Source organism: Pantoea sp. PNT03 (assembly GCF_014852515.1).
GTDB lineage: Bacteria > Pseudomonadota > Gammaproteobacteria > Enterobacterales > Enterobacteriaceae > Pantoea > Pantoea leporis.
In genome coordinates, this window is the sequence record NZ_JACVBT010000002.1 from 639,619 (window position 1) to 653,706 (window position 14,088).

Here is a 14,088-nt window from a genome sequence, read left to right on the forward strand (position 1 = left end):
GTTAGTGGTCGCTGAGCCAGATGTCGTACGCGTTCTCCGGCATCTGTTTAAAACTGCGGAAACCGGCACCGTGCACGTAGCTGGCGGTGGCGATCTGGTCTTCTGGTTCATACAGCGGGATCGCCAGCGCCTGCTGTAGCAGCGCGTATTGCTGCAGCTGGCTGTAGAATTTACGGCGCTGATTAATATCCAGCGTCGCTGCCGCCTGATCGAGCCAGCCGTTGATTTGCGGGCTGTTGACGCGGCTGTAGTTAATCGGCCCGCCAGCTTTCACCGGGCGATAGTGGTTTTCGATATCGATGCCGTCGGTTTCGGTATTCGAGTTAGCAATCGAGCCGAAGTGGCCGGTGTTGCGCACCTCGGTGTAGGTGCCAGAATCGACGTAGCGCAGTTTGATCTCCACGCCGAGACGCTGGCGCGCCTGCGCCTGAACCGCCTGCAGCAGCACATCGCGCTGATCGCGCACCGTTGCCTGCGCCTGAATCACTTCAATGCTCAGGCGCTGGCCGTCTTTGGTGCGGAAACCGTCGCTGTCGCGCGTTTGCCAGCCGGCTTCATCCAGCAGCTGGTTGGCGGCAGCGGGATTGTTACCATACTGACCTTCGAGATCGTTGTTGTAGAGCGGATCGACCGGCGAAGTAATCCCCCACGCGCGGGTGCGTTCGCCGCGATACACCGACTTCAGCAGCGGATCGATGTCCAGACCTTGCAGTAACGCCTGACGCACGTTCACATCCTGCGTCGGGCCGTATTCCACATTAAGGAACAGTGAATACGGCGTGCCGGTGTTCAACGCGTGCTGATAAGTGAAGTCGGGATTGTCTTTGAATTCACCGGCGTCATTGCCAGAAATCCCTTCAATCGCGTCCAGCTGCCCGGACAGCAGCGCCCCGGTGCGCACCGAGGATTCCGGCAGGAAGCGATAGGTCACGCGTTCCAGATAGGCCGGGCCTTGATGCTTAGCGGTGGCGGGCGCCCAGTTGTAGTGCGGGTTGCGTACGAATGTCACCTGCTGGCCTTTTTCGTAGCTCTCGATAATAAACGGCCCGGTGCCCGCAATCTCTTTGCCACCGGCTTTCAGCTGCGGCGAGTTCCAGCTGGCCGGTGCCAGAATCTGCAATTTGGCGGCGAACGACAGGAACGGCGAATAGCCCTGCTTCAGCGTGATGGTGACGGTGTGATCGTCTGGCGTCGCCACGCTGGCAATTCTCGCGCCCAACGCGCAGATGCTGCTGCCGGCGCAATACTTTGCATCCTGCACATGGCGGAAATTCTCGGCCACCGCGTTAGCATCCAGCTTCTCGCCGTTGGAAAAGGTGACGTCGCGGCGCAGGCTAAAGCGATACACTTTGCCGTCCGGACTGACCTCATAACTTTCTGCCAGCCAGGGTACGAAACTGCCGTCGGTTCGACGCGCCAGCAGCGATTCCCACACGTTACGCAGCGTCACTTCCGCTTTGGATTGCCCATTCAGCTGCGGGTTAAACGGCACGGGTTCAGTTTCGACGCCGAAGGTTAAGCTGCCGCCGCTGCGCGGTTGCTCAGCGGCTAAAAGAGATGCGCTTCCCAGCAGGCAGGTCACACCCAGCGCGAGAGTGATTGAATTCGCTTTCATAAGATCCTTGGTGGTTGCAGGTGCTTTTTTAGTTATTCAGGCGATTTTGGCGATGGGTTGATCGGCTGGCGGGTTGAATTCCTTTTTCAGAAACACCAGCGCTTCGCCTAATGGATTGGTGCGGTGATGGAACGGTTGATAACCGCGACGCAGATAGAGCTCGCTCAGCCATGGATGCTTGATGGCGGTGGCGAGATAGACGCCCGGCGCTTTCAGCGTCTCTTTCAGCAGGGTTTCTTCGGCGTAGGTAATGATGTCGCGGCCGTAGCCCTGCCCTTTGTAATCAGGGTCGACGGCGAACCAGTGGATAAACGGCAGCGACGAAGGCGCATGTTCATCCTGTTGCCACGGAAAACGCACCGTGACGGTTGCCACCGCGCGTTTCCATTTGCGTAGCACCAGCACGGTTTCCTGCTCGATGACGCGGCGCACCTGCTCGACGTTGCCCTGTGAAATGGTGAAATGCACATCCAGCGCCACCAGCGCAGCATAGGCGCGTTGCAATAGCGCAAATATTTCTTCCGCATCGTCGGGCTTGGCAACTTCAATTAGCTGACTCATGGTGACCGTTTCCTTATTCAATCCTGCCGAAAGTATTAAAATCCGGCGGATTAAAGTAAACCGAGAATAACGGCAATCGATTTGTTGAATATGGCAATGCAATAATTTAGCGGCAGATGAAACTATTTAATTAATGCACATATCGTAGCGGCACAATTAATTACGCTGTTTTGACTTTTAAAAATCAACTGAGCGCGATAAATCGCGCCGCTACGAATATATGCGGTTTTTTTAGTGCTTGCTCACCCACACATCGTAAACGCTTTCTGGCATCTGCTTATAGCTGCGGAAACCGTAGCCGTGCACGTAGCTGGCGGTGGCTAACTGATCTTCCGGTTCGTAGAGCGGCACTGCCAATGCCAGTTGCGGTAATGCGACCTGCTGCAGTTGGCTGTAGAAATCGCGGCGTTTCTTAAGATCCAGCGTGCTGGCGGCTTTATCCAGCAAGCCATTGATCTTCTCATCGTTGACGCGGCTATAGTTAATTGCGCCGCCCTGAGCGATCGGACGATAGTGGTTTTCGATATCCACGCCATCGGTTGGCGTGTTGGAGTTGGCGATGGTGCCGAACTTGCCGCTTTTACGCACATCGGCATAAGTACCAGAATCAACGTAGTTCAGCTTGAGATCCACGCCAAGACGCTGACGCGCCTGCGCCTGAATCGCCTGCAGCAGCACATCGCGCTGGTCGCGCACCGTTGCCTGTGCCTGAATCAGCTCAATGCGCAGACGCTGACCATCTTTGGTGCGGAAGCCTTCGCCATCGCGGTTTTTCCAGCCCGCTTCATCCAGCAGCTTGTTGGCCGCATCCGGATTGTTGCCGTATTTGCCCTCTAGCTCTTTGTTGTAAAGCGGATCGATGGGCGACGTGATGCCCCACGCGCGGGTGCGCTCGCCGCGATACACCGACTTCAGCAGCGGATCGATATCCAACCCTTTTAGTAATGCCTGACGCACTTTCACATCCTGCGTCGGGCCATATTCCACGTTGAGGAACAGGGAATATGGCGTACCGGTGTTCAACGCATGCTGATAGGTAAAGTCGGGATTGTCTTTGAACTCACCGGCATCGTTACCGGAAATGCCTTCAATGGCATCAACCTGACCAGACAGCAGCGCGCCAGTGCGCACCGAAGATTCCGGCAGGAAGCGATAGGTCACGCGATCGAGATACGCTGGTCCCTGATGCTGCGCGGTGGCTGGCGCCCAGTTGTATTTCGGGTTTTTAACGTAGGTCACCTGCTGGCCTTTCTCATAGCTTTCGAGAATAAACGGCCCGGTGCCCGCCAGATCTTTGCCGCCCGATTTCAGCTGTGGAGATTTCCAGCTGGCCGGCGCCAGAATCTGCAAGCCCGCAGCGAAGGACAGAAACGGTGAGTAGACCTCTTTCAGGGTGATCACCACCGTGTGATCGTCCGGCGTTTCAATCTTCTCAATATGCGAACCCATCAGGCACAAACTGGTGCCGGCGCAGTATTGCGCGACCTGAGTTTGACGGAAGTTATCTGCCACCGCGTTGGCATCAAACTTCTCGCCGTTAGAGAAGGTGACGTCCTGACGCAGATTAAAGCGGATCACTTTGCCATCCTGGCTGGCTTCATAACTCTGCGCCAGCCACGGCACAAAGCTGCCATCCGGGCGGCGCGCCAGCAGTGATTCCCAGAAGTTACGCAGCGTTATTTCCGCTTTGTCCTGACCGTTAAGCTGCGGGTTAAAAGTGGTCGGCTCAGTTTCAACACCGACCGTCAGGCTGCCGCCGCTAACCGGTTGGTCGGCGGCTACCGCGTTAATCGTGCTTCCCAGGAGGCTAAAACCTAATGCCAAAGCTATTGAAGTGAATTTCATAGTGTCCTTGGTAATTGCAGGTAAATATTATGTAAGGCCTTAATCTGGCCTGTATTAATTTCCGCTGAATTATTAAAACCCGGACAAATAAATGTAAAACGACAATAGTGGCAATCGATTTGTTGAATTTGGCAATTCACCAGTCAGCAAAAAAACAGATTATCGTGACAGGCTCGCCGGTAGTGGAGGCACACCCGATAAACCGCGTAATCCGTACTCGACCATGGCCATATAGACCGCAAAATAATCCAGCGCCATGTGCATAAAGGAGAGATGCAAAATGAGCGTATTACTGGTTTTATTCAGCGTCAGCAACCCGGCTGCTTCAGCGTCCTGCAGGCAGCGTTTAATGTGCGAACGCGAAACCCCACATTTCACTGACGCTTTCAGGTAGTTGTACTCAATAACAGTGGTTTTTTGTTGCAGACTCTCGATGTACAGATCCATCAACAGCATGTGCCCGGCATCCCTGAAAATGAAGGCTTTACTCTCTGGCACCATATCGAACAAGTAAACATGCTTGAGCGTGATTTCAGCGTATTTTTTGAAGTATTCGGCATGAAAGTTTTCCATTTTCAGGCAAGCCGAAACATCGAAATCGTCGTACAACATACCGTAAGGAATCATCATGGTATTAATTAAAGCCCGCGTTTCATCCAGCGCTTTGCGGGTCACCGTGTAGGTTAACTTTCGTTTATCCTGCGCGTCCTTTTTAACTTCCATACGCCCACCGACCCGAATAAAGAGCAGAAAGGAATCAATAGTGTTGTCGCTAATCAGACCGGTTTTTTTACAAAAGTCTTTTACATCACGCAGCGTTGGGTTTGCTGAGGTGAAGGCGTACGCCATGATGGCCGAGCCAATAATAAAGCGATTAGCTTTGAAAATGACTTTAAAATAGAGCGGCTTAGTCAGATACAGTCTGAACAACAGTTTGTAATGCTTCTGCATAACAAATGAGATGTTGTCATTTGACTTAATCTCGGCTGCGCGTTGGTGAATTAATGCTGTGAGTTGCTGTTTGCTTTTCATATTGCTGTGTGGTGTGCCTGGTTATCAATTATAAAATTTTTAGAAAATCACTCTCATGCTCCTGGATTTATTTAAATCCTGTTGAGAGGCGGTTGATGATGCTTTATGGAGGTATTATTTCTGAGGTTAATATTTTAAGATTAACATGGGTCTTTTTGCCCTTCTGGGCACGATCTTACCATCAATGGACTATTTTATGTAAAGCTTGATTTATTCTGAGCTGACATGCCCGTTCTAAGCCTGAAAATTGATCTTTGTTTTTACAATTATTTCATTAAGTTAGGTCGCGATATTTCCTCAAGTATTCCCTTTGTAGCACGGCTTAAAAAAATTAACCACAAAAATGGACAGTGACTTAACAAAGCCCCTATGAGAACTTTCTTAACGCACGGTTATTCCACTTGGTTAAGTGAGACTGGTTTATAGCTAGTCCGATTCACACAGGGAATATCCGACAGATTTTTGATGGAATTTATAAGGATTTATCATGGACGACTCACCGCATAAGACACTGCGTCACGGCCTTTCAATGGCTATTTTAAGCCATAATACCCTGGTAAAAAAACTCGCTTACCCACTGATTCTCATGGGTTTTATTTCCATGCCAGCGGCATGGGCGAATATGAGTGTCTATCCGATGGAAGTCACCCTAAATAATCAGGGTGCGGCACAGGTGCAGACATTATCGCAAAGCGGTGAAGCGCAGTTTATTCGCGTCAGCATCAAGCGAATTGAGCGCCCTGCAACACCGTTTGAAAAAGAAATATTGGTTGAAGATGCCGTTTCGCCATCGCTTATCGCCACTCCAGATAAATTCGCGCTGGCTTCCGGTTCACAACGCATTATTCGGCTGATTTCATTACAACCGCCAGAAAAAGAGACCGCCTGGCGCGTTTACTTCGAGGCCGTGGCTGCCCCGGATGAATTGAAAGATAAATCGCCGCAGAATAATAACATCAGCAACCAGGTCGGCATCAATTTAGTCTGGGGCGTGCTGGTACATATTCCGCCGCGTAATGCCAGATTATCGCTCACGCAATCAGCATCAGGCGAAGTCAAAAACGCTGGCACGGTTCGCGTAGTGATTCGTGAGGTCGCGGTTTGCTCAAAACAACATAGCAGCAGCAGCTGTCAGTGGAAAAAAGAACACGCCTCGGTTTATCCGGATGAGACATTGCGTTTTAAAGCCTGGAGTTCGGCAGAATTAGCTGCTGCTCAGGAAGTCAGAATAAAACATGTTGATCTCAATACGCGGAATATCGCCGAGTACGTTATCGGACACTGATCAACACGTATTAAAGGAATAACAACCTGTTTGTTATAAAGCAGTTCATTACCCATGAGACGGTCATTTACGGCCAGTACAAGGATTTTCACGGAGCTACAAATGCAAAAATTAATCAAACCACTAGTCATCGCTGCTGCGTTAACGGCTGTATTTAATGCACAGGCGGTGCAGAAAGATATTACGGTGAATGCGAATGTTGATTCGACGGTGGATATGACGCAGGCGGACGGAACCGCATTACCCGGCACCATTAATATGCAATATATTCCGGGCCGTGGTTTATCTACCTATTCTCTGGACACCAAAATCTGGTCGAACTCGCAAACTGCCAATATCAACGTTGCGCTGGTGAGTGCCGCTCAGCTTAACAATACCGTTACCGGTACAGCGGTACCTTTGACCGTCACGCTGGGTGCGGATTTAAAACCGATCACCACCACGAACACGGCCCTGACTTACGCCTCGCTGTTCCCGGCGGGCACCGCAAACGGTTCGTCAGTATTGCCACTGAAAATTTCGCAGACCACGCCGGGCGTGCTGGCAACCGGCACCTATACCGGCGTAGTGAGCCTGTTAATTACACAGGCCACCACGCAGAGCTAATTTGTCGGCATTGACTGATCAATTATTTCGGGGGGCCGCTCGGCCCCCTTATTATTCTTTTTCAGCAGGATGCTGTAATGAAGGTCAATATTCACGTCGCTTTAATAGCCTCTTTCATTACCCTGATCCCTTCTCTCGCTCCTCGTGCTGCCACGCAGGTTCCGCCTGGTTTCGAATCGCTGGTCACCGGCCAGACGCTGTGGGTCAACCTTTCTGTTTACGGGCAATCGCTTGGCTTGTTTGAAGCTTCTGTTTCGCTGGATAGCGTCAGGTTCTTGAAACCGCATCAGGTTGCACGGGCGGTGATGCAGCATTATCAAAAGGATCCGCAGCAGGAAAAGCGCTTAGACCATCTCATCAGTGAACCTTTGGCACGCAACGGTAATAAGGCATGCAGCAGCAACGGCGGCGCAGCGGGCTGTGACTATCTGGAGACCGATTCCCTCGCGCTGATCTATGACGAAAATAATGCCAAAGTGGCGCTGTTTCTCGGCCCGGAATTTGTGCCGCTTGCGGCTGACAACGCATCGCCCTATTACCAGCAGACCGCCGAAACGGAAGCGGCGTTTATTCATCAGCAGAATATTAACTTCGTCACCAACCGCGATGACCAGACGTTATCGCTGCAGGGGGCGGGCGCGCTAGGATTCACTGAAAACAGCTATGCCGGAATTGACTGGGACTATCTGGCGCAAAAATACCGGCAGCAAAGTCATCAGGAAGTGCGTTTTAACAACGTGTTTCTGCGCCGCGATCTCGGCAAGCGCTATTATGTGCAGGCCGGACGCATGGATTCGCGCGATATCTTCAGCAACGCCGGCGGCAACATTACCTTAAGCCAACTGCCGCTCAGCACCATCGAAGGTGCGCGCGTCGGTTCGACGCTCGCCTGGATGAACCGCGCACAGGCGGCGCAAGGCACGCCGGTCACTGTCTTTATTACGCGCCCGTCGCGTATTGATGCTTATCGCGGGCAGCAACTGCTTGGCACCTTTTACCTCAATGCCGGCACGCAAAATCTTGATACCAGCACCTTTCCCAATGGTAGCTACAGCGTGACGCTACGTATCTATGAAGATAATCAGTTGTCGCGTACCCAACAGGTTCCTTTCAGCCGCACCGGTAATGCCACCAGCCAGAACATTGAATGGTTTGTGCAAGGCGGCTCCATTCCCGATCGCGAGATGCAGGGCAACGGCGCTGCATCGCAATCGGGTGCCGATCGCCGTGTGATGCAGGCGGGCATCAAAGTGCCTGTGATGCAAGACGCTGCGCTGACCGGCGGTGTCGCCGTGACCAACCTCAACCGCTTTATCGAAAGCGCACTCGACTGGAGCCACGGATTTGATAATCCGCTGCTCGACGGCATCCTCACCACCCGCTTTAGCTACCTGAAAGGCAGCGAAGGTTCGCGCGGCAATATCCAGCAGGTCGCTTATAACGACGGATTCTCCCTCAGTTTCTACCGCAGCGCCCTGTATGCGCAGGATTGCTACAGCAACAACGGTGGGCAATACGGTTTTAGCGGGTGTTACCAGAGCAGCAGCCTGATGTTCAGCGTGCCGGTGAAAAGCTGGTATCTGAATGCCGGTTATAGCGCCAGCAAGAACGAGGGCCGCAATGTACTTCCGGTGCAGTGGGATGATAACGGCGTCGTGCCGCAGTGGGCGCGCCGCAACATCTACAGTAAAACGCAGACCACCACCTGGCAGGCTGGCCTGGGGCGCGGCTTCAGTGTCAACGGACTCAATATTAATACCAGCGCCAATCTCTTTACCCGCACCAGCAGCAGCGGAACTCAGCGCGACAACGGTGGCTTCCTCTCCGTCTCACTCTCGCGCGTCAGCACGCCAACCATCAATTCACGTTCGAGCTACAGTTCGCTCGGCATGACCTACCAAACCGATCGCAACAACAAGGATCAGGTTGGCTATAACGTGGCGCAAAACTGGTATTTCGATGCGCAGAATCAGCAGGAGATCGGCGTGAACCTTAACGGTAATCAGGAAAATACTTTGAATGCTTCCGTTTACGGCAAAACTGCGGGCGAATACGGCAGCGGCAGCCTGGCATTCAGCTCTGCGTCGTCCGGTTCATCCGCTCAGCGCTTCAGCAGCAGCGGCAGCTACAACTCCTCATTGGCGGTAGCACGTTCCGGCCTCTATTGGGGCAAATGGGGCAACGGCCTGCCCGGGGCGGCGGTGGGCGTGCATGTGGCAAGCAGCGATGAAAGCCGCGACACACGGGTGGATGTCTCCGTTGATGGCGCGGGCAGCGCCAGCCTGCATGGCACCGGCCGCACTTTATTCAGCGTACCGGCTTACACCCAGAGCGCGATCAGCATCAACGATTCCATCGAATCCACCGACGGTATGCGCAGTGAAATCACCCAGGGTGCCGGACGACGCACGCTGTTTATCGCGCCGGGCCGCATGCTGGTGAGCAAAGTGAATATTGTTTCGCGCTACACCTGGCTTGGCAGGCTGATGATCAACCAACAGCTTCCACTGGAAGGCGCCACGCCGCTGAATGTTGCCAGCTGGTCCGGTTTAGGCCAGGGCGGATTCAGCGCTGAGACCGATCACCGCATAAAAAATCTGTACATGGTGCGCGGCATGCAGATGTACCGCTGTGAAATGAAGGTGAAAAGCACCCATGACGTAGTGCGCTATGTCGGCGACAGCGACTGCAAACCCATCGAACTGGCTTCAGTGCCGCAGGATGTGCAGCAACGGGCAAAAATGCTGATTGTCACCCGCCAGGCGGATGAGGTTCCGCTGGCACGCACCGCGCCTTCTTCGCAGCAACAACAATAGGGATTTTGGATGAAAAGTAGATTTCTTAGCGCGCTGACGCTGTTGGCCCTCATCGCGGGCATGCAGGTGCAGGCCGCCATGCTCACGCCTTCAGGGCGCAATACCAACGTTGCCGTAACCTTTGACCGCATGTCAGTACCGGCGCAATTGCCGATCTGGACCAATGAAAATGGCGGTTACGATACCAATGACGCACCAAAATGGGGCCGCAATACGCTGGTTTGCCAGTCGCGCACCAGCAATCAATATGGTGCCTGCCTGACATTACCTGTCTGGCTTGAAGCGTCGCCGTCACCCTATCCCGTGCCGCTGTTGTTTACCGAAAGCAGCACCAAACAGACGCTGGTACTGAATGTCTATCTCACCAAAAGACGCTCGCTGAATAATGTGGTGGTGGCGACTAATCTGGTGCCGATGAATGCCTTTGGCGGGGCCGTCACGCCACGTGGCGATGGGACCGATTATTCGGCTTATCTTCCCTCTTCAGAGCTGAGTAAATTCCCATCGGCGGGCACCTGGAGCGCGACGCTGAAAATGTCGCTGATGCAGTGGCCAGTGACGTCCTGCACCGGAAATTCGCAAAACGTAAACGTGGGTTGTACCAACGTGACGAAAATGGGTGACTGGATCGCCAACATGACCTTTAAGGTGACAGATTACGGCAACCAGCAGATCTATCTGCCGGAGTTCGGCAATGCAGCCGCCACTGTGGATCTCGGTTTAAAAACCTTCCCCGGAGCGCGCGCCACTACCATCGTTAGCGGCAGCCGTTCGCTGGATATGTGCCTGTACGACGGCAATAATTCTGGCAGCAACCGGGTTAGCCTGTTGTTTCAGGACGAAGGTGCAGCCGCGCCCGGCCGGGGAACGGGGTTGTTTTCGCTATATCGCACAGGCGCGGATAAAACTCTGGCGCAAAATCGCCTCGATTATGCGATTGAAGTAATCAACCCGCTGACCAAAGCGCGTCAGGTGGTTGAGAACGGCAGTGAGATTATCTGGAGTGGCACCAACAGAGGTGTGTTGCGACGGGTGGTGTTACCGGGACAGAGCAATTCAGTGCTGTGCGTTCCTGCGCCGATGCAGCTTGTTACACCCGCCTTCACGTTATCGTCAAAAACAGCGGGCCGTTATCAGGGGACGTTGAGAATTATTTATACCCCGACGACGCAATAATGGCGCGGGCGGTGATGTCATAAAAACTGCAATTACCGAGCGCACACACTGTAGCGGCGCAATTTATTGCGCGATAAATCGCGCCGCTACGGAATGTGCGATGATTAGACGCAGTTATCAAATTATCGACATTATGCATTAGATTAGTGATTAAAAATTATTGGTGAAACGCTGATAGAGGTGCAGGCTGTTTTTCAGATTGAGTTTTTTAACGATTTTATTCTGATGGCTATAAAGCGTTTTTTTATTTATCCCGGTTATTTTCGCCACATCTTCAATCGATTCGTAAGTGAATAAGCATCGCAGAAAGTTAAACTCTTTCCTGGTTAAATGATTATTTAATCCGGGAGCCGTCATTAGCTGGTCGCTTTTGTGCTGGCACAGCATCATTGCCAACTTAGTACTAATGGTACCGGTTGAAGATTTTTTATCGATAAAACAATCGGCTGCGATGGCATGGCTGCTATAGTTAATCTTGTTTTTCACTGAATCTGAAAAGAAAATCAGCGTCGCGTTCAAGGTGATTTTTAGTCTGGTCAGATAATCTATCTGAGCCAGCGCCGCGCGGAAGTTTTCTGGCAGATCAAAAATAATGATTGGCGAAAGAGTGGCGATTTTTTCCCTGTCACGCATCAGCGCCTTCATTTCTCGAAGCGTATTACAGCACGTGATATTTGAATGTTCCAGCAGCGCAATTAAGCCCTGCTGGTGATAGCAAGACTGATCCAGATAAATGACATCCATGATTAATTTCCGATAAATATCCCTGATTCTGCGAATACTATCGGCTTCCTGGCGGAAATTAACTGTCCATTTTTGGTGCTAAATGACTCACGCGATCGACAGGTCGATTTAAAAGTAGGCCGGGTACAAAGTGTTACCTCTGTGCCCGGTCTGATTTCATACTAAAGCTTAGGCGCGCGCGGCAATGATGCTCTCAGCCACGTTGCGGGGTGCTTCCGCATAGTGCGCAAACTCCATGCTATAAGTGGCGCGGCCTTGCGACATCGATCGTAGCGTGGTGGCGTAGCCAAACATCTCGGACAGCGGCACTTCGGCGCGAATAATGCGTGCACCAAAGCGTTCATCCATGCCTTGCAGCGTACCGCGCCGCGCCGACAAATCGCCCATCACGCCACCGGCATACTCTTCCGGCGTTTCCACTTCCACCTGCATCAGCGGTTCGAGGATCACCGGATCGGCCAGTTTCGCGGCGGCTTTAAAGCCAAAGATCGCCGCCATACGGAATGCCATTTCCGATGAATCGACATCGTGGTACGAACCAAACGTCAGCGTGGCTTTGATGTCCACCACCGGATAACCAGCCAGCACGCCGCTGTTCAGCGCTTCACGAATCCCCTTCTCCACCGAAGGAATGAACTCGCGCGGCACCACGCCGCCTTTGGTGGCGTCTTCAAAGGCAAATCCGGCCCCCGCCTGCTGCGGTTCCAGCGTCAGCACCACATGGCCGTACTGACCTTTACCGCCAGACTGGCGCACAAACTTACCTTCCACTTCACGCACCGTTTTGCGGATGGTTTCGCGATAGGTAACCTGCGGCCGACCTATGTTGGCTTCCACGCCAAACTCGCGCTTCATGCGATCCACGATAATCTCCAGATGTAGCTCGCCCATGCCGGAAATAATCGTCTGGCCCGATTCCTCATCGGTGTGCAGACGGAACGACGGATCTTCGGCCGCCAGCCGCTGCAGCGCCAGGCCCATTTTCTCCTGATCGCTCTTGGTTTTCGGCTCAATCGACAGCGAAATCACCGGATCGGGAAATTCCATGCGCTCCAGCGTGATCACCGCATGGGGATCGCACAGCGTTTCGCCGGTGGTGACCTCTTTCAAACCCACGCAGGCGGCGATATCGCCGGCACGAATCTCTTCGATCTCAATACGGTCATTGGCCTGCATCTGTACGATGCGACCGATGCGCTCCTTGCGCCCTTTCACCGCATTCCACACGCTATCGCCTTTGCGCAGCACGCCGGAGTAGACGCGCACGAAAGTCAGCTGGCCCACGTAAGGATCGCTCATCAGCTTGAACGCCAGCGCCGAGAACGGCTCACTGTCATCCGCATGACGTTCATCGTGTTCGCCCTGCTCGTTGACGCCGTTCACCGCCGGTACGTCGAGCGGCGAAGGCATCAGTTCAATCACCGCGTCGAGCATGCGCTGCACGCCTTTGTTTTTGAACGCGCTGCCGCACAGCATCGGCTGAATTTCACCGAGCAAGGTGCGCTGACGCAATCCGGCAACCACCTCCTCTTCACTGAGATCGCCCTGCTCCAGATAGCGATCCATCAGTGCTTCGCTGGCTTCTGCCGCCGCTGCCACCATGTTCTCGCGCCACTCAGCAGCGAGTGCCTGCAACTCAGCAGGAATCGGCGCATAGCTGAAACTCATGCCCTGGCTGGCGTCGTCCCAGTAAATAGCGCGCATTTTGTTGAGATCGACCACGCCGCTAAAGTGCTCTTCCGCGCCGATGGGGATGACAATCGGCACCGGATTGGCGTGCAGGCGATCTTTCATCATCTGCACTACGCGGAAGAAGTCCGCGCCTTGACGGTCCATTTTATTGACGAAGGCGATGCGCGGCACATGATATTTGTTGGCCTGGCGCCACACGGTTTCAGACTGCGGCTGCACGCCGCCAACCGCGTCATACACCATCACCGCGCCATCGAGTACGCGCATTGAGCGCTCAACTTCAATAGTGAAATCAACGTGTCCGGGCGTATCGATGATGTTGATACGGTGCGGCGTAAAGCTGCCGTCCATGCCCGGCCAGAAGCAGCTCACCGCCGCCGAGGTAATGGTGATCCCACGCTCCTGCTCCTGCGCCATCCAGTCAGTGGTTGCCGCGCCATCGTGCACTTCACCTAACTTGTGGCTCATTCCAGTGTAAAACAGGATGCGCTCGGTGGTGGTGGTTTTACCGGCATCGATGTGCGCGGAGATGCCGATGTTGCGATAACGTTCGATGGGGAGGGTTCGGGGCATGATGCGTCCTTAGTCATTCGACTCGTTCTGCGGCGCGCACCATTGCCCGCCGCTGCGCAACAGCCTAAACCTATTGTACGAGTAAATACGAACAGTTTGAGCCTTTTTTAAACATCGTTAAAATCTTGTAGGTGATTCAGCAT

The 14,088-nt window shown here is 53.3% G+C and carries 10 protein-coding genes; 4 read left to right on the forward strand and 6 right to left on the reverse strand.

The window, feature by feature from the left end:
• Position 1: 1 nt before the first annotated feature.
• From IB226_RS10975 to IB226_RS10990, 4 genes are all read right to left on the reverse strand, one after another.
• The gene (locus IB226_RS10975; protein WP_192235354.1) at positions 2-1,615 is read right to left on the reverse strand and encodes an ABC transporter substrate-binding protein; all 1,614 of its coding nucleotides are present in this window, start codon (positions 1,613-1,615) and stop codon (positions 2-4) included.
• Between the two features lie 36 nt (positions 1,616-1,651).
• Positions 1,652-2,176 (reverse strand): GNAT family N-acetyltransferase, encoded by a 525-nt coding sequence (locus tag IB226_RS10980; protein ID WP_101761768.1) that lies wholly within the window; start codon positions 2,174-2,176, stop codon positions 1,652-1,654.
• Positions 2,177-2,407: 231 nt separating this feature from the next.
• Positions 2,408-4,021 carry an ABC transporter substrate-binding protein gene (locus IB226_RS10985; protein ID WP_192235356.1) on the reverse strand — a complete coding sequence of 538 codons (1,614 nt, stop codon included), beginning with the start codon at positions 4,019-4,021 and terminating at the stop codon, positions 2,408-2,410.
• A 159-nt stretch (positions 4,022-4,180) separates the two neighbouring features.
• Entirely contained in the window at positions 4,181-5,053 is an 873-nt protein-coding gene (locus IB226_RS10990; RefSeq protein ID WP_192235358.1) for a hypothetical protein, read from the reverse strand.
• Between the two features lie 487 nt (positions 5,054-5,540).
• Between IB226_RS10990 and IB226_RS10995 the strand changes: the two genes are divergently transcribed.
• From IB226_RS10995 to IB226_RS11010, 4 genes are all read left to right on the forward strand, one after another.
• On the forward strand, positions 5,541-6,338 hold the full coding sequence (locus tag IB226_RS10995) for a fimbrial protein (protein ID WP_192235361.1): 798 nt from the start codon (positions 5,541-5,543) through the stop codon (positions 6,336-6,338).
• A gap of 102 nt (positions 6,339-6,440) precedes the next feature.
• Complete coding sequence (locus tag IB226_RS11000; protein ID WP_192235365.1) at positions 6,441-6,944, forward strand: CS1 type fimbrial major subunit; 504 nt, start codon at positions 6,441-6,443, stop codon at positions 6,942-6,944.
• Positions 6,945-7,021: 77 nt separating this feature from the next.
• Positions 7,022-9,760 carry a TcfC E-set like domain-containing protein gene (locus tag IB226_RS11005; protein WP_192235368.1) on the forward strand — a complete coding sequence of 913 codons (2,739 nt, stop codon included), beginning with the start codon at positions 7,022-7,024 and terminating at the stop codon, positions 9,758-9,760.
• A gap of 9 nt (positions 9,761-9,769) precedes the next feature.
• Positions 9,770-10,936: a CfaE/CblD family pilus tip adhesin gene (locus tag IB226_RS11010; RefSeq protein WP_192235371.1), complete on the forward strand. Its 1,167-nt coding sequence runs from the start codon at positions 9,770-9,772 to the stop codon at positions 10,934-10,936.
• 150 nt (positions 10,937-11,086) lie between these two features.
• Here IB226_RS11010 and IB226_RS11015 read toward each other — a convergent pair whose 3' ends face one another.
• Both IB226_RS11015 and fusA read right to left on the reverse strand, forming a co-directional pair.
• Positions 11,087-11,680 (reverse strand): LuxR C-terminal-related transcriptional regulator, encoded by a 594-nt coding sequence (locus IB226_RS11015; RefSeq protein WP_192235373.1) that lies wholly within the window; start codon positions 11,678-11,680, stop codon positions 11,087-11,089.
• Between the two features lie 168 nt (positions 11,681-11,848).
• Positions 11,849-13,945, reverse strand: a complete 2,097-nt coding sequence (gene fusA / locus IB226_RS11020; RefSeq protein ID WP_192235383.1) for an elongation factor G — start codon at positions 13,943-13,945, stop codon at positions 11,849-11,851.
• Positions 13,946-14,088 lie beyond the last annotated feature (143 nt).

Excerpts from the sequence above, each read along its gene's own strand:
- IB226_RS10975 (WP_192235354.1), bottom strand. The coding sequence starts at position 1,615 with ATGAAAGCGAATTCAATCACTCTCGCGCTGGGTGTGACCTGCCTGCTG.
- IB226_RS11000 (WP_192235365.1), top strand. The coding sequence starts at position 6,441 with ATGCAAAAATTAATCAAACCACTAGTCATCGCTGCTGCGTTAACGGCT.
- IB226_RS10990 (WP_192235358.1), bottom strand. The coding sequence starts at position 5,053 with ATGAAAAGCAAACAGCAACTCACAGCATTAATTCACCAACGCGCAGCC.
- IB226_RS10980 (WP_101761768.1), bottom strand. The coding sequence starts at position 2,176 with ATGAGTCAGCTAATTGAAGTTGCCAAGCCCGACGATGCGGAAGAAATA.
- IB226_RS11010 (WP_192235371.1), top strand. The coding sequence starts at position 9,770 with ATGAAAAGTAGATTTCTTAGCGCGCTGACGCTGTTGGCCCTCATCGCG.
- IB226_RS10985 (WP_192235356.1), bottom strand. The coding sequence starts at position 4,021 with ATGAAATTCACTTCAATAGCTTTGGCATTAGGTTTTAGCCTCCTGGGA.
- fusA (WP_192235383.1), bottom strand. The coding sequence starts at position 13,945 with ATGCCCCGAACCCTCCCCATCGAACGTTATCGCAACATCGGCATCTCC.
- IB226_RS11005 (WP_192235368.1), top strand. The coding sequence starts at position 7,022 with ATGAAGGTCAATATTCACGTCGCTTTAATAGCCTCTTTCATTACCCTG.
- IB226_RS10995 (WP_192235361.1), top strand. The coding sequence starts at position 5,541 with ATGGACGACTCACCGCATAAGACACTGCGTCACGGCCTTTCAATGGCT.
- IB226_RS11015 (WP_192235373.1), bottom strand. The coding sequence starts at position 11,680 with ATGGATGTCATTTATCTGGATCAGTCTTGCTATCACCAGCAGGGCTTA.